The following is a 17,935-nucleotide window of genomic DNA, read 5'->3' as shown; positions in this document are numbered from 1 at the left end:
CTTACATACCAAAAATTTCTTTTCCAAGTTTTGTATTTTTTGGATCTTCGTCTTCAAATACTATCTTCTTGACATCATTTTGGAATTTTATGTCTTTGTAGAGGATGCCTCCTACAAAATTTTCGTCTTTTTTGAATAATTTGTAGACTTTTTCTCCGTCTTCTTTTTTAATTTCTTCGATTCCTTCGCCTGAATTAAAGCCTGCTGAAAATAATTTTATATCACCAAGTAAAAGTGATGAGAATGGTTTTGGTGTTTGGTAGGTTTTATTATCCCCTGTCATATTGCTTCCAGCAATTTCTCCCATTTCCATTGATGCTGTCCAAAGGCCTATTGTAGCTTTTCCTAATTGCATACAATCTCCTGCTGCATAAACATTATCATCACTTGTTTTTAAGTTTTCATTTACAAGGATTCCACGTTCAATTTCAAGTCCAGATTTTTCTGCAATATCTAGATTATTTCTCACACCTGTTTGAACCAAAATTGTATTTGCTTTGATTTCTTCTCCATCTTCAAGTTTTATTCCACAAACTTTACCGTCTTTTTCTAAAATTTCTGCAGTATTTTTTCCTGTAGAAGTTTTGATTCCTGCATCATTTAATTCTTTTTCTAATTTTTTGGAAAGCTCATTATCAAGTTGTTTTCCCAAAATATAGTCAAAAGTTTCAATAACAAGAACTTCACAACCAGCATTTTTTACAGAAAAAGCAGCTTCAAGACCCAAAAGTCCACCACCAATTACTACAACTTTTTTGTTTTCATTGATGTGGTTTTTGAAAGAATTTAAATCTCCAACACTTCTAATTGCAAAAACTCCATCAGCGTCAATATTTTTTATTGGTGGCACAAATGGATGAGATCCTGTTGCTATAAGAGCTTTTTTGTATTCTATTTCTTCACCGCTTTTTAAAATTGCCTTTTTATTTTCAAGGTCAAGTTTTTCTACTTCACATTCAAGTTTTTCTTCTATATTATTTTTTTCGTACCAATCTGGTTTTTTTACTAAAATTTCATCATTAGTAAAATCTTTTGCTATTAGCTCAGATAATTTTGTTCTCCAATAAGTATGTTCATAAGATTTTGAAATTATTATAATAGAAGAATTTTCTTCTTTTTTTCTAATTGTTTCAGCAGCCTTTAGGCCGGCTATTCCATTTCCAATAATTAAGTAATCGTACATATATTTTCTCCTTTGTTAACTTTTATACTAATCTCTATCTATTAATTTACCCAAATTTTGTAAATTTATCTATAAAATGGGTAAATAATTAAAGTAAATAAAAATTTTAAAAATTAAAGGAGATTTATATGATATATGATTTTGTAGTAAAAAATAACAAGGGTGAAGATGTTAAACTTGAAAAATATAAGGGAAAAGTTTTACTAATTGTAAATACAGCAACAAAATGTGGATTTACTCCTCAATATGAGGGACTTGAAAAACTTTATGAAGAATATCATGAAAAAGGCTTTGAAATTTTAGATTTTCCATGTAATCAATTTAAAAACCAAGCTCCAGAAAATGACCAAGAAATTGATTCATTTTGCGCACTTAATTTTGGGACAAAATTTGACAGATTTCAAAAAATTGATGTCAATGGAGAAAATGAAGATCCGCTTTATACATTTTTGAAAAAAGAAGAAGGAGGAATTCTTGGTGGAAAGATAAAATGGAATTTTACAAAATTTTTAGTTGATAGGGATGGAAAAGTTGTAAAAAGATTTGCCCCAACTACAAAACCTGAAAAAATTAAAGAGGATATAGAAAGTTTATTGTAATGGATGCTCATATCAAACTTGCTTATGATGCAATTGAATATTATTTAGAAAATAAAAGCTACCTTAGAGATTTTGACGAAAAATTTAAAAAAAATTCAAATGGGATTAGGATTGAAGTAAAAATCAAAGGAAGGCTTAAGGGTATTTCAGGCTCGATTTTTCCGACTAGGAAAAATCTGGGTCTTGATATAGTCCATGAAGCAGTAAACGCAGGATTTTTTGATTTAAAATTTAATCCAATTAAAAAAGAAAATTTAAAAGATTTAGAGATAAAAGTTTTTGAATATTTTGATGTAGAAAAACTTAGATTTATTGAAGATTTCAAAGATTATGATGGAATAATGCTCTCTTTTATGGAAGAAAACTATTATGTCTATAGAAAAGACTTTGCTTCTGATATAAAAATGCTAGAAAAAGCTTTAGAAATTTCTAATGTTGATAGCTGGGATAATTTTTCTATTGATAAATTTAGAATGAAAATACATAAATAAGGGAGATATTATGTGGCTTTTACTTGCGATTTTTTCATCAATTTTTGCAGCTCTAACTTCAATTTTGGCAAAAGTTGGAATTGAAGGGGTAAATTCAAATCTTGCAACTGCAATTAGGACTTTTGTAGTTTTAATAATGAGCTGGGGCATGGTTTTTATTACTTCTTCATTTTCTGGAATTTATAATATTAGCAAAAAATCCTGGATATTTTTAATTTTATCAGGCCTTGCAACTGCAATTAGTTGGCTTTGTTATTATGGAGCCTTAAAATATGGAAATGCCTCAAAGGTTGTTCCAATTGATAAAATGAGCATAGTTTTGACTTTGATTCTTGCATTTTTATTTTTGGGAGAAGAATTTTCAGTAAAATCTATAATTGGATGTATTTTAATTACAGCAGGAACTCTTTTTATGGTTTTATAATATACTTTCTATTAATTTATAAATATATATTTTTTCAGATAAAAATCAATTTGACTTTTTTCTTTAAAAATAGTAAATTAGTCAGTAGATATAAGCAATTAAAAGAAGAGTAATTTTAAAAAATAATTAACAGAGAGGCCTTTAGGTGAAAGTGGCTATGCATTTTTTATTATGAAGATCATCTTTTAGCTTAATAAATGAAAAAATTAGTTTATTACGTAAGATAGGCGTTAACTTCATACTCAATTTTTGGGTGGACCGTCCCTTCTGGGGGCGTTTTTTTATTATAATTTATTTTAAAAGAAAAATTTATGAAAAAGAAAGGGAATTATGGCAAGTTTTAAATCATTAGATACAAAAAATACTAAACAAAGAGAACTTGATCTTTCCAAATACTGGGCTGATATAGACCTATTGGATAAGACTTTTACAACAAGAGAAGATACTGAAGAATATATTATTTATGATGGACCTCCAACTGCAAATGGAAAACCAGGAATCCACCACGTTATAGCAAGAACCTTAAAGGATATGACCTCAAGATATAAAAATATGAGGGGCTTTAAGGTTTTAAAAAAAGCTGGATGGGATACACACGGACTTCCTGTAGAAATCGAAGTTGAAAAAGAATTAGGTTTTACAGAAAAAGATCAAATCGAAGCTTACGGCGTTGAAAAATTCAATCAAAAATGTAAGGATTCAGTTTTTAAATATTCAGACATGTGGAGAGATATGTCAGACAGAATGGCTTTTCTTTATGATATGGACAATCCTTATATAACTTTGGACAATGATTATATAGAAACTGAATGGTGGCTATTAAACCAAGCTTTCAAAAAAGGATTAATTTATGAAGGCGCAAAAGTTATGCCATATTGCCCAAGATGTGGTACAGGTCTTGCAAGTCACGAAGTTGCTCAAGGCTATCAAATGGATAAGGCCATAACTTTAATTTGTAAATTTAAGAAAAAAGAAGCTGATAATGAATATTTTCTAGCTTGGACAACAACTCCATGGACTCTTCCATCAAACGTAGCTTTGACTGTTCATCCAGAACTTGACTATGTAAAAGTAAATGATAAAACTGATGGATGCTATTATTATTTGGCAAAATCTTTGCTTGAAAAAGTTATGGCAGATCATGAGTATGAAGTTGTTGAACAGATGAAGGGAAAAGATCTTGAGTATGTTGAATATGAACAATTACTTCCTTATGTAAAGCCAGATGGCAAGGCATTTTTCCTAACTTGTGCTGATTATGTTTCAGCAGAAGATGGAACAGGAATTGTTCACACAGCTCCAGCCTTTGGTGAAGACGACTACCAACTTGGAAGAAAATATAATTTACCATTCGTTCAACCAGTTGACCTTGAAGGATGTTTTACAGAAACTCCTTGGAAGGGCAAATTTATTTTTGATACAAACGAAGAAATTTTCCTACATTTAAGAGATGAAGGAAAAGTTTATAAAAAACAAACAATCGAACACAATTATCCTCACTGTTGGAGATGTAAAACTCCACTCGTTTATTATGCAAAACCATCTTGGTATATAGAAATGAGCAAACTTTCTGAAAAAATGGTTGAAAATAATAACGGAGTTAATTGGTATCCACAAACAATTGGGGACAAAAGATTTGGAAATTGGCTTGAAAATGTAAAAGATTGGGCAATTTCAAGATCAAGATATTGGGGAACTCCACTAAATCTTTGGAGATGTGACGATTGTGGTCACGTTGAATCAATCGGTTCAAGAAAAGAATTGGCTGAAAAAGCAAGAGAAGATATAAGTGAAGATATAGAACTTCACAGACCATATGTTGATGATGTAACAATAACTTGTCCTGATTGTGGAAAAGTAATGCACAGGGTTCCAGATGTAATTGACGTTTGGTTTGACTCAGGAGCAATGCCATTTTCACAAGTTCATTATCCATTTGCAAAGGGAGAAGATTTTGAAAATTATTTCCCAGCAGATTTCATTTGTGAAGGAATCGACCAAACAAGAGGATGGTTCTATTCACTAATGGCAATTTCAACAATAATTACAGGAAAAGCACCATACAAAAATGTTTTGGTAAACGACTTGGTTGTTGATAAAAACGGACAAAAAATGTCAAAATCAAGAGGAAATACCCTAAATCCATTCGAATTATTTGATAAATACGGGGCAGATGCAGTAAGATTTTATTCTTTATATGTATCACCTTGCTGGGTTCCAACAAAATTTGACGAAAAAGGCCTAATCGAAGTTAAAAATAATTTCTTCAGAACAATAGAAAATGTTTATAACTTCTTTGTTCTTTATGCAAATACAGATAATATAAGCCTTGATGAGATTAAAAATTTCAAAAATGTAGAACTTGAAGAAATCGACAAGTGGTTATATTCAAGATTAAATTCACTTTTAAAAGCTTATTATGAACAAATGGAATCTTTTGACTACAACAAGGTAGTTCATTTGGTAAATGATTTTGTTGTAGAAGATTTATCAAATTGGTATATAAGAAGAAATAGAAAGAGATTTTGGAGAGAAGATTTAACAGAATCTAAAAAAGCAGTTTATAAAACATGCTTTGATGTTTTAGTAAGTCTTTCAAAAATGACAGCTCCTATAGCTCCATTTATTTCAGAAGAAATCTACAGAAATTTAACAGGCGGACTTTCAGTTCACGTTGAAAAACTTGATGAGGTTAATGAAGCTTTAATTGATGAAAAATTAGAAGAGAAAATGGATCTTGTAAGAAAAATGGTTACACTTGGTCGTGCATCAAGGGAAAAAGAATCAATCAAGGTTCGTCAACCTCTAGAAAAAATAATTGTAGATGGATCATTTAAAGACACAATCGGTGATTTAACAGGATTAATCAAAGAAGAATTAAACATAAAAGAAGTTGAGTTTGCAGATGACCTTTCAGATTTTATGGATTATTATCTAAAACCAAACTTCAGAAAAGTTGGACAAATTTTTGCTAAAAACGTGGGAGCTTTTGGAAAGTTCTTGGCTGGCGTTGATGCAAAAGAATTTGTAGAAAAGGTAGAAAATTCTCCACAAGAAATTGAAATAAATGGAGAAAAATACACAGTTGAAAAAGATTATCTTGACGTAAGAATTCAAGCAAAAGAAGGATTTGATGTTGAAATGGACGGAAATGTCTTTGTAGTTTTGGATACAGAAATCACAGAAGAGCTTAAAAAAGAAGGATATGCAAGAGAATTTGTATCAAAAATCCAAAATCTTAGAAAAGACAATGGCTATGAAGTTACAGATAGAATCGACATATTCTTTAGTGCAGACGATGAATTGAAAAATGCCTTAAAAGAATTTGAAGAAGAAATCAAAAAAGAAACTTTAGCTGATACAATGGAAGTAAAAGATCTTGATACAGAAGAATTCGAATTAAATGATAAAAATGTAAAAATTGAGCTTGAAAGAAAATAAGAATAAAAATAAAGGGAAGTGAGGAAACTTGCTTCCTTTTTTTGTGGATTGGAGAAAAAAATGAAAATTAGACTTATGAATATGGTAAAAATTTACGATGAAAAAAATAAAAAAGTTTTAGTTTTAGATAAAAAGAAAAAATACGGCTGGGAGGGCCTAACTTTCCCTGGGGGAAAAGTTGAAAAAAATGAATCATTTGAAGAATCAGTAATAAGAGAAGCAAAAGAAGAAACAAATTTAGATATAAAAAATCCTAAGCTTGTCGGAATAATTACTTGGACCTTTACAAATGATGAAGGAGAATTTCAAAAAGATGTAGGACTTTTATATCAAACAAATGATTTTTCTGGAAAATTAATTGAAACTAACAGAGAAGGAAAATTATTTTGGCAAGATTACGAAGAATTTAAAAAAATGGATAAGATGAGCGATTCGATGCCGGAAATTTTAAAAATTTATGATGGAAAATATAGGGAAATTTATTGGGATATAGACAAAAATATAAAAAAATTTTTTAATTTATAAATATTTATGAGTGAAAATATCTAAAAAAATTTAGTAAAAAAATAAAAACTTTTACGTAAAGGTAAGAGTTAAGTGAGAAATTAGCAAGCTAAATGACAAAAAAATATCAATCGGAAGTTAAAATTTCAATGAATGTCTTAATTTTAACAAAAAAAGTTGACTTTTACGTTAGGTATATTGTTAATATTTAATCAAGGAAAACATTTAGATGTTTCCAAATTAAGAAAGGGAGACGAAGTGGTGGAAAAAACAAAAAATTATACGAATGCTGTCAGCGATGCTGAAGCCACTAAAAAAAAGCTTGATAAAAATTATTTTAACAAGGGATTAAATATCGGTATTCAATCTGGTATTTATTATGGACTTTACACAGCATTAGTTACTACAGCCACAGTATATGGAATATGGAAGTTTTGGTATTCGGGTGAAGCTGGACTTTCAGATATTACCGTTGCTTTTATTCTTGGAACTCTTGCAACAGGAATAAATGATTTGACATCAGCAATCTGGGCTATAGTAAATTCAATTATTAAGGGGAAATTTTCAGATTTCCTAAAAACTTTAAAAACAAAACCAGGAATGATAATGGTTTTTGCAGCTGTAGTCGGAGGACCTATAGCAGGAGTTACATATATTCTTGCTGTTCAAATGGGAGGACCAGTTGTTATTCCAATAGCAGGTCTTAATGTTGCCATAGGGGCAATACTTGGAAGAGTAATTTTAAAACAAGAATTAACAGCTAGAACAATTCTAGGAATTGTTATTTGCCTAGCATCATCTCTATTAATAGGTGCAACAAGCCTTACTGGAGAAGTTAAAGATGGAATGGTTTTAGGAATAATTCTTGCAATAATTGCAGCTTTTGGCTGGGGACTTGAAGGAGTAATAGCAGGATTTGGTACATCAATGATTGATTCTGAAATTGGAATTGCAATTAGACAAACAACATCTTCATTAGCAAACCTATTTATAGTCTTACCAATTTTTGGATTGATTGAAGGAAGTGGAATTCATCTTATTTCAAGTCTTTTCTTTAAGGCTTTCACTGATCCAACTATTTTAATCTTATTTGCCAGTGGATTTTTTACTTTTATATCATTTGCTTTTTGGTATAAAGGAACTTCAATGTGTGGAGCAGCCTTGGGTATGGCTTGTAATGGTACATATACTTTTTGGGGACCATTTTTCTGCTGGATTATACTTGGAATAATTTTAAAAAATCCAGGTTATGAAATAGCACCAATAGCATGGCTAGGATCAGTTCTTATGGCTTTAGGAATATTTATAATGAGTGTAAACCCACTTGATTATTTAAAAAGAGGTAACAAATAATGAGAAGACCATTAAATTATGAAATATTAAAATATTTTACTAGAGTGGATAAGGCAAGTGCAAATGATGTTTATAAAGCTTTGGAAAATGAATTTAAAGATCACAAGGCCTTTACTAAAGAAAATATAATAGAAAGTCTTATGACTGCAAAAGAAAATGGCCTAGTGGATGAAGATTCTTATACCCTAATTAATGATGAGCTAGTTGTTTATTACAAAGCAAGTGAAGATCAAAAAAATACTATAAATTCTTATATTAAGTAGGTGATGATATGGAATACGAATCACAAGCAATAGGTCTTATAGAGACTTTGGGTATGTTGCCAGCTATAAAGGCATTAGATGCTATGCTAAAAGCAGCAGATGTAAAACTTGTATCCTATGAAAATGTAGGATCAACTCTAGTTACTGTAATAGTAAGAGGAGATGTTGCATCCTGTATGAGTGCAGTAAAAGCCGGAGTAGCTGAAGGCGAAAAAATTGGAAAAATAACAGCTCATAATGTTATGAAACGACCAGTAACAAATGTAAGTAAAGTAATTTCAGTTCATAAAGTAGAAGATTAGGAGAAAAGATGCAAGCATTAGGAGGCATAGAAACTTTCGGTTTAGTGTATGTGCTAGAAGCTGCCGATGCAATGGAAAAAGCAAGTGGAGTAGAAATAGTTGGCTATGAAAATGTAGCCAGCGGATATATTTCAGTACTTGTCAAAGGCGATGTTGCTGCAGTTGAATCTGCAGTAGATGCAGGAGTAAAGGCAGTAGAAGAAATGGGAGCAGAAGTTTATTCAGCACTTGTAATCCCAAGCCCACATCCAGATTTAGAAAAAGTAACCGAAATTTATAATTTAGATAATTTGATTTAGGAGGGACTATGAAAGTAATAGATACAGATCTTCTTTCAGTTCAACAAGCAAGAATTTTACTAGAGCAAGCAGAATGCTCCAAGGAAAATCTTCTTGATATTGATAAAGAAACAAGAGATGACCTATTAAAAAAAATAAAAGAATATTACAAAACTAACATAGACCAACTTGCAAAGATGTCTTTTGAAGAAACATCCTATGGAAAATATGAAGATGAGATAAAACTTGGAAAATATTATCTAGATAATTTAGAAAATGAAATAAATTCCTACCCTCAAATATTTGACATAGTAAATGAAAAAAATTCAAAACAAGTTGCTCTTTCAAAAGGTGTAAGTCTTGTATTTATAGCCCCATACCTATCAACACTTACTAGTTTTCAGGCAATATATTTTGCCATAAGGGCTTTAAATCCTCTTATTATAGTAAGTGATGTAAGATGTAGAAAAACAGTAACAAAAATGGTTTGTGATATTAAAAAAATCTTAAAAGAAAATTTTTATCCAAGAGGTTTTTTAGATATTTTAACCTACAATTCTAATTTAGGAGAAAAAACCTTATATGAAAGTGAGAAAGTTTCCTTTATATTAGAAAATCTTCTAAGTGAGAATAAAAGAGAAATTCAAAACGAAAATGCTCAAATTTTTAAAGCTGAAATAGGAAATAACATTGTATTTATTGATAAAGATTGTGATAAAGACAAGGTTAGTTATGAAGTTATAAATTCAAAAGCCTTTAACAATGGACTATTGCCAGGAGTTGAGCAATCGGTAGTAGTAGAAGAAAATGCCTATGAAGAAGTAGTTGAAAAATTCAAAGAATATGGTGCATATTTTCTAAGCAAAGACGAACATATAAAACTTGAAAAATTTTTATATGACCAAAACTATAATTGCAGGAAAGAGCTTATAGGAAGAAGTGCAAAAGAATTAGCTGAAATTGTAGGAATAAAGGTTGATTATGATACAAAAATTTTAGTTGTCACAAAACCTTATGTATCAGAAAAAAGCCCTTATTCAAAAGAAAAATATAATCCTATACTTTCCCTATACATTGAAAATGATTGGTTAAATGCTTGTGAAAAATGTGTTGAACTTATTTTAAACGACAAAAAAGGCCAAAGCCTTTCAATATATTCCAACGATTCATATGTAATAGAGCAATTTATAGAAAAAAAACCTGTAGCAAGAGTCTTAGTAAATGCTCCGACAGGTTTGGGATCGGTAGGAATAGGAACAAACCTTCCTATAAGTTTTAGCCTATCAACAAAAAAAATAGAAGGATTAGATCAAACATCACTAACACCAAATCACTTTATGAAATTTAGAGAAATAGGTTTATGCGATGAAAAAGATATAAACTCCTTTCTAAACAAAAAAACAATAAAAAAAGACAAAGATTTATTTGAAAAAATATTAAATTCATTAGAAAAAAATTATTAGGAGGAGAAATGGACTTAAGAGAATTTTCTAAGAAACTGGCAATGGCAACAGAACATATGTCAGACTCAGAAAAAGAAAGTGTACGTCAATTATTTGAAAAAGTACAAGATCAATTAAACAAAAAAGATAACAACAATTACGATTTAAGCGTAGGAATTCAAAGTGAAGGAGAAAATATTCCTGATGGTCCTACTCAAAGACTTGTTGATTTAAAAGCAAACTTTTTAAAACAAGTTCCAACTATAACCTTACATAGGGCAAAAATAGTAACAGAGCTTACAAAAGAAAATCCAGGTATGCCAAAAAATGTTCTAAGGGCAAAAGCTTTTAGAAGAAATTGTGAAACAGCACCACTTGTAATTCAAGATAATGAATTAATAGTTGGTTCACCTTGTGGGGCTCCAAGAAGCGGAGCATTTTCTCCAGATATTTCTTGGAGATGGTTAAGAGATGAATTAGACACAATTGAAAACAGACCTCAAGATCCATTCCACATTTCAGAAGAAGACAAACAATATTGTAAAGATGTATTATTTCCATTTTGGGAAGGAAGAAGTCTTGATGAAGTTTGTGAAGACCAATACAGAGATGCTGGAGTATGGGAATTGTCAGGAGAATCTTTCGTATCAGACTGTTCTTACCACCAAGTAAACGGAGGTGGAGATTCAAACCCAGGATATGATGTAATTTTAATGAAAAAAGGAATGAAAGATATCCAACAAGAAGCAAGAGAACACTTAGAAAAACTTGATTACTCAAATCCAGAAGATATAGATAAAATTTACTTCTACAAATCAGTAATAGAGACAGCTGAAGGAGTAATGATTTATGCTAAAAGATTAAGCGAATATGCAAATGAATTAGCTCAAAAAGAAACAGATCCAAAAAGAAAACTTGAATTGGAAAAAATAGCAGAAGTAAATGCTCATGTTCCAGCAAATAAACCTAGAACATTCTGGGAAGCAATTCAAGCAGTTTGGACAATAGAATCCTTACTTGTAGTTGAAGAAAACCAAACAGGAATGTCTATAGGAAGAGTTGACCAATACATGTATCCATTCTACAAAAATGATATCGAAAGCGGAAGAATGAATGATTACCAAGCTTTTGAACTTGCAGGATGTATGCTAATTAAAATGAGTGAGATGATGTGGCTAACAAGTGAAGGATCATCAAAATTCTTTGCAGGATACCAACCATTCGTAAATATGACAATTGGTGGAGTTACAAGAGAAGGTGTTGATGCAACAAATGATTTAACATATCTTTTGATGGATGCAGTAAGACACGTAAAAGTATACCAACCATCACTTGCAACAAGAATTCACACAAAATCTCCAGAAAAATATCTAAGAAAAATCGTAGATGTAGTAAGAGCTGGAATGGGATTCCCTGCTTGTCACTTTGATGATACTCACATAAAAATGATGCTTGCTAAGGGAGTAAGCGTAGAAGATGCTAGAGATTATTGTATGATGGGATGCGTTGAGCCACAAAAATCTGGAAGATTGTATCAATGGACATCAACTTCATATACACAATGGCCAATAGCAATTGAATTAACTTTAAACCACGGTGTTCCACTTTGGTATGGAAAACAAGTTACTCCTGATTTAGGAAGTCTTTCAAATTTTGATACATGGGAAAAATTTGAAAAAGCTGTTAAAGAACAAATTTCATATATAACAAAATTAACAGCAGCTGCAACAACAATTTCTCAAAGAGTTCACAGAGACATGGCACCAAAGCCATTAATGTCAATTATGTATGAAGGTTGTATGGAACATGGTAAAGATGTTTCAGCAGGTGGAGCTATGTATAACTTTGGACCAGGAGTTGTTTGGTCAGGACTTGCAACTTATGCAGATAGTATGGCAGCAATCAAAAAATTAGTTTATGAAGATAAAAAATACAGCCTTGAACAATTAAATGAAGCATTAAAAGCAGAATTTAAAGGCTACGATCAAATAAAAAGAGATTGCTTAGACGCTCCAAAATATGGAAACGACGATGACTATGCAGATGAAATTTGTAACGATATTATAAACTTTACAGAAAGAGAACATGCAAAATATAAAACACTTTATTCAAGACTTTGCCATGGAACACTTTCAATATCTAACAACACTCCTTTCGGACAAATGACAGGAGCTTCTGCAAATGGTCGTGATGCTTGGACACCTCTATCAGATGGAATTTCACCAACTCAAGGAGCTGACTTCAACGGACCAACAGCAATCATCAAATCAGTATCAAAAATGGCAAATGATTCAATGAATATGGGAATGGTACACAATTTCAAAATTCAAAAAGGAATTTTAGATTCAATAGAAGGAGAAAATGCTCTTGTAACTTTATTGCGTACAGCTTGTATGTACGGAAATGGAGAGATGCAATTTAACTACTTAGATAATGAAACTATGCTAGATGCTCAAGCTCACCCAGAAAAACACAGAGACTTAGTAGTTCGTGTAGCCGGTTACTCAGCATTTTTCGTTGAATTATGTAAGGATGTTCAAGACGAAATTATAAGCCGTACAATGCTTGAACATTTCTAGACTAGAAAGGAATATAAATGGATGTAGATTCAAAAAAAGATGGGATTGAAAGAAGTGCGAGAATTTTCAATACTCAAAAATACAACGTCCATGATGGTCCAGGAGTAAGAACATTAATATTTTTCAAGGGTTGCCCACTTAGGTGTAAGTGGTGCTCCAACCCTGAAGGATTAAAAAGCGAATATCAAGTAATGATCAAAAAAAATGCTTGTATAAATTGTGGTCAATGTGTTGGTGTTTGTCCTAAAAAAATTCATTATATGGAAAACGGCATACACAAAGTTCACAGAGATATAACTTGCATTGGTTGTAGAAGATGTGAAAAAAATTGTCTACAAAAAGCCATAGAAATTGTCGGTGAAGATAAAACAATAACAGAGTTGATGGATATTGTTAGAGAAGATAAAGATTTTTACATGATGAGCGGTGGGGGATTAACAGTTGGCGGTGGAGAATGTAGCGCCCAAGCTGAAAGTTTAAAATCTTTACTTGAAGCAAGTCACATGGATGGAATTAATACAGCCATAGAAACTTGTGGTTATACGCCAAGAAAATCTTTAGATTTAATAAAAGATCATGTAGATTTATTTTTATTTGATATTAAGCAAATGGATCCTGTAAAACATAAATATTGGACTGGAGTAAATAATGAAAGAATCTTATCCAATTTAAGATATTTACTCGAAAGTGGAAAAAAAGTTAGGGTAAGGATGCCAATTTTAAAGGGCGTAAATGACAGCCACGAAGAAATAAAAGCAGTTGTTGATTTTCTAGAAGATTTTAAATATTTTAAAAATTTCGATGGCATAGATTTACTTCCTTATCATAGGTACGGAGTTGGAAAATATGAGCAGCTCGATATGGACTATCCAATGGATACTGAAATGGAAGGCGAATTTGCCTTATCAAATGAAAAACTTGATCAGATTCAAAAATGGATTGATGAAGAAAAAATTGAAGTAAACTTAGTAAGGCATTAGGTGATAAGATGGAAAATTTACAAAGAATAGTTCAAGAATCTGTACCAGGCAAACAAATAACCCTTCTTCATCTTATTTCATCTCCCGATCCATCAGTAAATGAGAAAATCGGTTTGGATAAGGGAAATGCCATTGGAATTATGACCCTAACCCCAACAGAAAGTTCTATAATAGCAGCTGATGTAGCAGCAAAGGCTGCAAGCGTTGAAGTTTGTTTTATTGATAGGTTCAATGGATGCGTTCTTTTACAAGGAGATAACGAAAGTATAAAGCAGGCTTTGGAAGAAGTTAAAAATACTTTCGAAAATATGCTAAAATTTACCTCTTGTCCTGTGACAAAGTCATGAGAAGAAAGTGGTTGATAGCTGGCAATGATGGGGTGGGAAAAACAAGCCTTGCAAGCTTAATTGAAGGAGTTGACCTTAAAGCAAAAAAAAGTTTAGACCTACAATTTAGAGATAAGACTATAGAAGTTTCAGAAGGCTATATTGAAAATCCTTACTTAAATAGTGCCTTGATTATGGTTGGTCAAAATCAAGCTTTAGTAAATATTTTCGTGATAGACCTAGAAAAAGATTGTCATTTCCCACCAAACTTTGCCAAGTCATTTACTAGACCAACTATTACTGTAATTAATAAGATTGACTTATATGATAAAAAACAAGTTAAAAAATTAAGACAAATAGCTGAGGCTATTGGAAGCGATCATATATTTGAAATATCTATTAAAAAAGGTACGGGTCTAGATAAGTTAAGAGAATATATAAAAGAAATTGAGGATGAAAGATGCTTTTTATAACAGAAGAAAATTTAAGATACCAATACAAAAAAAGCCCTTTTGACTCATACATCATTGAAAAAGGTAGTAAGCTAACTCCACAAGCTAGACAATTTCTTTTAGATTTTAGAATTGACATAATTGATAAGTCAAAGCCTAAAAAAATAAAAAAAGAAGAAATTAAGCTAAAGGATAATCCAGATTCTAAAAAATCGGATGATGATAAATTAGATAAGAAAGCAATCCTAATAATTAAAAAACTAGCTCTTGAGCTTAGGGATTTTGATCATGAATTTGCAACTTATCTAAATAACTTAGCGATAAAAATTTATAAAAATGAAAAAATAGACCTAGAAGAAAAAGAAGGTAAAAAAGAAGAGGCTATTAATATCTACATAAACATGAACCTTGATAATCCATATCTTAAAAGCTTTGTAAGTATTGATGAAGCAATTGAGAAACTTAATAAAATCAAAGAAGAAAACAATGAAGATTTCATAGATAAATTAGCTTCTATACTTTATATCTGGTTTATAAACATTAGCAAAGGAGGATAAGCTTATTAATTTAGAAAATGTAAATAAAGTCATAAAAGACTTTGAACAATCAATAGAAAAGCCCATAAAAACAAAAAATAAAAAACTCTATACAGGTATAGACATAGGAACTGCTTTTATAGTCTTATGCGTCTTTGATGAAGACAAAAGACCAGTTGCAGGAGCTTATGAATTTGCTCAAGTAGTTAGGGATGGAATGGTTGTAGATTATATAGGAGCTTGCGATATAGTAAGAAAGTTAAAAAATCAACTAGAAGAAAAGCTAGGAGAAGAACTTCTTATAGCAGGATGTGCTATACCACCAGGAACAGAGAATATAGACGGTGGAGCCGTTAAAAATGTTGCTGAATCAAGTGGTTTTATAGTGGAAAAAGTCCTAGATGAACCAACAGCTGCAAACAAATTATTAAATCTTGATAATGGAGCTGTAGTTGACATTGGTGGTGGTACAACTGGAATATCAATAATAAAAAATGAGAAAGTAGTTAAAGTTTTAGATGAGCCTACAGGGGGAACCCACTTCTCATTAGTCCTATCAGGAGCATATAAAATAGACTTTGATAGTGCGGAAAAATTAAAAAGAGATTTTTCTAAACATAAGGAAATATTTCCTGTTGTAAGACCTGTTATAGATAAAATAATTTCTATAATTGAAAATTCAAGTAAAGACCAAGAAATCGATCAAATTGTTTTAGTAGGTGGTACAGCACTTTTAAGTGGAATGGAAGATTATGTTTCTAAAAAGACAAATATAAAAACTCTAAAACCATCAAACCCTATGTTTGTAACACCAATAGGCATAGCCTTATCACTAATAGAGGATTAAAAAAATGGATATTAGACTAATAAAGGCGCCAAGCCCAGCTACACTTGATATTGTTAAAAACAGATCAAAATTAAAAATCGAAACAAATCCTGGAGCAATGGGACTTGTTCAAGGAAAATTAATTGAAATGACTCTAGCAAGTGACATAGCTTATAAAACTAGTGGAGTTGAAGTTATAGATGTTAGAGGATCATGTCCACAAAATATGATTATGCTTGCAATAATTGGAGAGATGGAAGAAGTTAAAGTTGCCCTAAGAAATATTGAAGAAAAAATTAAGGAAAAAGATATATGGTAATCGCAAAACTTATAGGCAATGTATGGGCTACAAGAAAATATGATTCACTAAATGGTCTTAAATTTATGCTAGTAGAAATTTTAGATGGAAGTGAGAAAAATAAAAAAATTGTAGCAGTAGATACAATAGGAGCTGGAAGAGGAGATAGGGTTATTATAACTCAAGGCTCATCTGCAAGAGCTATCCTTGAGGAAAATCAAAATCAAAAAATTCCTGTAGATGCTGTTATAGTTGGAATAATAGATGAGGATTGTGATTTCTAGGAGGTTTTGATGAAAAGACTCATAAGTCAAGAAGAAGTCTTAAAGAAAAAAAATGAAAAAGAAATCTATATCGATGACAACACTATAATCACAGCTGCTGCCAAAGACTTGGCAAAAGATCTTGGCATAGAATTTAAAAAATGTGATTGTAAAGATCAAAAAAATGATATAGAAGAAAAAAAAGAAAGCAAAGACTATAAACAATCATCAGCAGTCTTATCAGAAGATCAAATATATGAAATACTTAAAAAAAGTATAGAAAAAGGCCTATTATCTGAAAATGATATTGAAAGGATGATAGGATAGGATGAATGAATTAAGTCAGTTGCTAGAAAGTTTAGTAGACAATTATAAAAAAAATGAACAAAAAGTTAATATAGACCTTTATAAAATTACTGTAGGAATATCAGGAAGACACATTCACTTATCTCAAGAAGATTTAGATACTCTTTTTGGGAAAGGATATAAGCTTACACCAATAAAAAGCCTATCACAACCAGGACAATTTGCATGCAAGGAATGCTTAACAATTGCAGCAAAAAAAGGTTGTATAGAAAAAGTTAGAATAATTGGACCAACAAGAAATAAGACTCAAGTAGAAATACTAAGATCAGATGCCTTTAAACTTGGTATAAAACCTGTACTTAGATTATCAGGAGATTTAAAAGATACTCCAGGACTAACAGTAATAGGACCAGAAGGATCAGTCATTTTAAATGAAGGCACAATAGTTGCTCAAAGACATATACATTTTAATAATCTTCAAGCAAAAGAAAGAGGATTTAAAAATGGAGATATAGTTTCAATAAGAACTAGAGGCGAAAGATCAGCAGTACTTGAAAATGTAAGTGTTAGGGTTGGAGACAATGGATATCTTGATTGTCATATTGATCAAGAAGAAGCCAATGCTCTAGGCTTAGGTCCTAAAGACTTTATAGAAATTATTAGATAAGGGGTTTAGATGACAGAAAAAAAACAAGTAGAAGTAAAAAAAACTGAGCCTATAAAAGATGAAAAGGCAAATACAGAAGTAAGAAAAAAAATCACAAATAAAAATATAAAAAAAGAAGAAAAAAAGGAGATTAAAAAAATGGCACAATTAGACGCATTAGGAATGATCGAAACAAAAGGATTAGTAGGAAGTATTGAAGCAGCAGATGCAATGGTAAAAGCAGCTAACGTTACACTAATTGGAAAAGAACACGTTGGTGGTGGACTTGTAACAGTTTTAGTTAGAGGAGATGTAGGAGCAGTAAAAGCAGCAACAGATGCAGGAGCTGCAGCAGCACAAAGAGTTGGAGAATTAGTATCAGTACATGTAATTCCAAGACCACACACAGAAGTAGAAACAATCTTACCACACAAAGAATAATT

The 17,935-nt window shown here is 31.2% G+C and carries 22 protein-coding genes; 21 read left to right on the top strand and 1 reads right to left on the bottom strand.

What is annotated here, in order from left to right:
- Position 1: 1 nt before the first annotated feature.
- Positions 2-1,183 (bottom strand): NAD(P)/FAD-dependent oxidoreductase, encoded by a 1,182-nt coding sequence (locus BN2087_RS01920; protein WP_049690217.1) that lies wholly within the window; start codon positions 1,181-1,183, stop codon positions 2-4.
- Positions 1,184-1,311: 128 nt separating this feature from the next.
- On the opposite strand from BN2087_RS01920, the gene BN2087_RS01915 reads away from it, so the two are divergent.
- The 21 genes from BN2087_RS01915 (at position 1,312) to eutM (ending at position 17,933) form a co-directional block, all read left to right on the top strand.
- On the top strand, positions 1,312-1,782 hold the full coding sequence (locus BN2087_RS01915; RefSeq protein WP_049690216.1) for a glutathione peroxidase: 471 nt from the start codon (positions 1,312-1,314) through the stop codon (positions 1,780-1,782).
- Positions 1,782-2,273 (top strand): AMMECR1 domain-containing protein, encoded by a 492-nt coding sequence (locus BN2087_RS01910; protein WP_049690215.1) that lies wholly within the window; start codon positions 1,782-1,784, stop codon positions 2,271-2,273. The genes BN2087_RS01915 and BN2087_RS01910 overlap by 1 nt, the downstream gene beginning before the upstream one ends.
- A 10-nt stretch (positions 2,274-2,283) precedes the next feature.
- Entirely contained in the window at positions 2,284-2,697 is a 414-nt protein-coding gene (locus BN2087_RS01905; protein WP_049690214.1) for an EamA family transporter, read from the top strand.
- 330 nt (positions 2,698-3,027) lie between these two features.
- Positions 3,028-6,138: an isoleucine--tRNA ligase gene (gene ileS / locus BN2087_RS01900; protein WP_049690213.1), complete on the top strand. Its 3,111-nt coding sequence runs from the start codon at positions 3,028-3,030 to the stop codon at positions 6,136-6,138.
- Between the two features lie 60 nt (positions 6,139-6,198).
- Complete coding sequence (locus BN2087_RS01895; protein ID WP_049690212.1) at positions 6,199-6,663, top strand: 8-oxo-dGTP diphosphatase; 465 nt, start codon at positions 6,199-6,201, stop codon at positions 6,661-6,663.
- Between the two features lie 237 nt (positions 6,664-6,900).
- Complete coding sequence (locus tag BN2087_RS01890) at positions 6,901-7,995, top strand: DMT family transporter (protein WP_049690211.1); 1,095 nt, start codon at positions 6,901-6,903, stop codon at positions 7,993-7,995.
- Positions 7,995-8,258 carry a hypothetical protein gene (locus tag BN2087_RS01885; protein ID WP_049690210.1) on the top strand — a complete coding sequence of 88 codons (264 nt, stop codon included), beginning with the start codon at positions 7,995-7,997 and terminating at the stop codon, positions 8,256-8,258. The genes BN2087_RS01890 and BN2087_RS01885 overlap by 1 nt, the downstream gene beginning before the upstream one ends.
- 8 nt (positions 8,259-8,266) lie before the next feature.
- On the top strand, positions 8,267-8,560 hold the full coding sequence (locus BN2087_RS01880; RefSeq protein ID WP_049690209.1) for a BMC domain-containing protein: 294 nt from the start codon (positions 8,267-8,269) through the stop codon (positions 8,558-8,560).
- Between the two features lie 8 nt (positions 8,561-8,568).
- On the top strand, positions 8,569-8,859 hold the full coding sequence (locus tag BN2087_RS01875; protein ID WP_049690208.1) for a BMC domain-containing protein: 291 nt from the start codon (positions 8,569-8,571) through the stop codon (positions 8,857-8,859).
- Positions 8,860-8,867: 8 nt separating this feature from the next.
- On the top strand, positions 8,868-10,301 hold the full coding sequence (locus tag BN2087_RS01870) for an aldehyde dehydrogenase family protein (protein WP_049690207.1): 1,434 nt from the start codon (positions 8,868-8,870) through the stop codon (positions 10,299-10,301).
- 8 nt (positions 10,302-10,309) lie between these two features.
- The gene (gene cutC / locus BN2087_RS01865) at positions 10,310-12,859 is read left to right on the top strand and encodes a choline trimethylamine-lyase (RefSeq protein WP_049690206.1); all 2,550 of its coding nucleotides are present in this window, start codon (positions 10,310-10,312) and stop codon (positions 12,857-12,859) included.
- 17 nt (positions 12,860-12,876) lie between these two features.
- Positions 12,877-13,839 (top strand): choline TMA-lyase-activating enzyme, encoded by a 963-nt coding sequence (gene cutD / locus BN2087_RS01860; protein WP_049690205.1) that lies wholly within the window; start codon positions 12,877-12,879, stop codon positions 13,837-13,839.
- A gap of 8 nt (positions 13,840-13,847) precedes the next feature.
- Entirely contained in the window at positions 13,848-14,186 is a 339-nt protein-coding gene (locus BN2087_RS01855; RefSeq protein ID WP_049690204.1) for a BMC domain-containing protein, read from the top strand.
- The gene (locus tag BN2087_RS01850; RefSeq protein WP_049690203.1) at positions 14,183-14,638 is read left to right on the top strand and encodes a EutP/PduV family microcompartment system protein; all 456 of its coding nucleotides are present in this window, start codon (positions 14,183-14,185) and stop codon (positions 14,636-14,638) included. Before BN2087_RS01855 ends, BN2087_RS01850 begins: the two co-directional genes overlap by 4 nt.
- Entirely contained in the window at positions 14,626-15,174 is a 549-nt protein-coding gene (locus tag BN2087_RS01845) for an ethanolamine utilization cobalamin adenosyltransferase (RefSeq protein ID WP_049690202.1), read from the top strand. The genes BN2087_RS01850 and BN2087_RS01845 overlap by 13 nt, the downstream gene beginning before the upstream one ends.
- A 4-nt stretch (positions 15,175-15,178) precedes the next feature.
- Positions 15,179-16,000 (top strand): ethanolamine utilization protein EutJ, encoded by an 822-nt coding sequence (gene eutJ / locus BN2087_RS01840; RefSeq protein WP_082144161.1) that lies wholly within the window; start codon positions 15,179-15,181, stop codon positions 15,998-16,000.
- Between the two features lie 4 nt (positions 16,001-16,004).
- Positions 16,005-16,298, top strand: a complete 294-nt coding sequence (locus tag BN2087_RS01835; RefSeq protein WP_004813771.1) for a BMC domain-containing protein — start codon at positions 16,005-16,007, stop codon at positions 16,296-16,298.
- Positions 16,292-16,561, top strand: a complete 270-nt coding sequence (locus BN2087_RS01830; protein WP_004837443.1) for a EutN/CcmL family microcompartment protein — start codon at positions 16,292-16,294, stop codon at positions 16,559-16,561. The genes BN2087_RS01835 and BN2087_RS01830 overlap by 7 nt, the downstream gene beginning before the upstream one ends.
- Before the next feature lie 9 nt (positions 16,562-16,570).
- A complete protein-coding gene (locus BN2087_RS01825; RefSeq protein WP_049690200.1) occupies positions 16,571-16,867 on the top strand; it encodes a hypothetical protein in 297 nt (98 codons plus the stop codon).
- A gap of 1 nt (position 16,868) precedes the next feature.
- Positions 16,869-17,513 carry a phosphate propanoyltransferase gene (locus tag BN2087_RS01820; protein ID WP_049690199.1) on the top strand — a complete coding sequence of 215 codons (645 nt, stop codon included), beginning with the start codon at positions 16,869-16,871 and terminating at the stop codon, positions 17,511-17,513.
- A gap of 138 nt (positions 17,514-17,651) precedes the next feature.
- Positions 17,652-17,933 (top strand): ethanolamine utilization microcompartment protein EutM, encoded by a 282-nt coding sequence (gene eutM / locus BN2087_RS01815; protein ID WP_040349628.1) that lies wholly within the window; start codon positions 17,652-17,654, stop codon positions 17,931-17,933.
- Positions 17,934-17,935 lie beyond the last annotated feature (2 nt).

Origin of the sequence: Anaerococcus jeddahensis (assembly GCF_001182725.1) — a bacterium.
Classification (GTDB): Bacteria; Bacillota; Clostridia; order Tissierellales; family Peptoniphilaceae; genus Anaerococcus; species Anaerococcus jeddahensis.
Note: the sequence above shows the minus strand (reverse complement) of the source record. Positions and strands in the feature narration are given on the sequence as shown.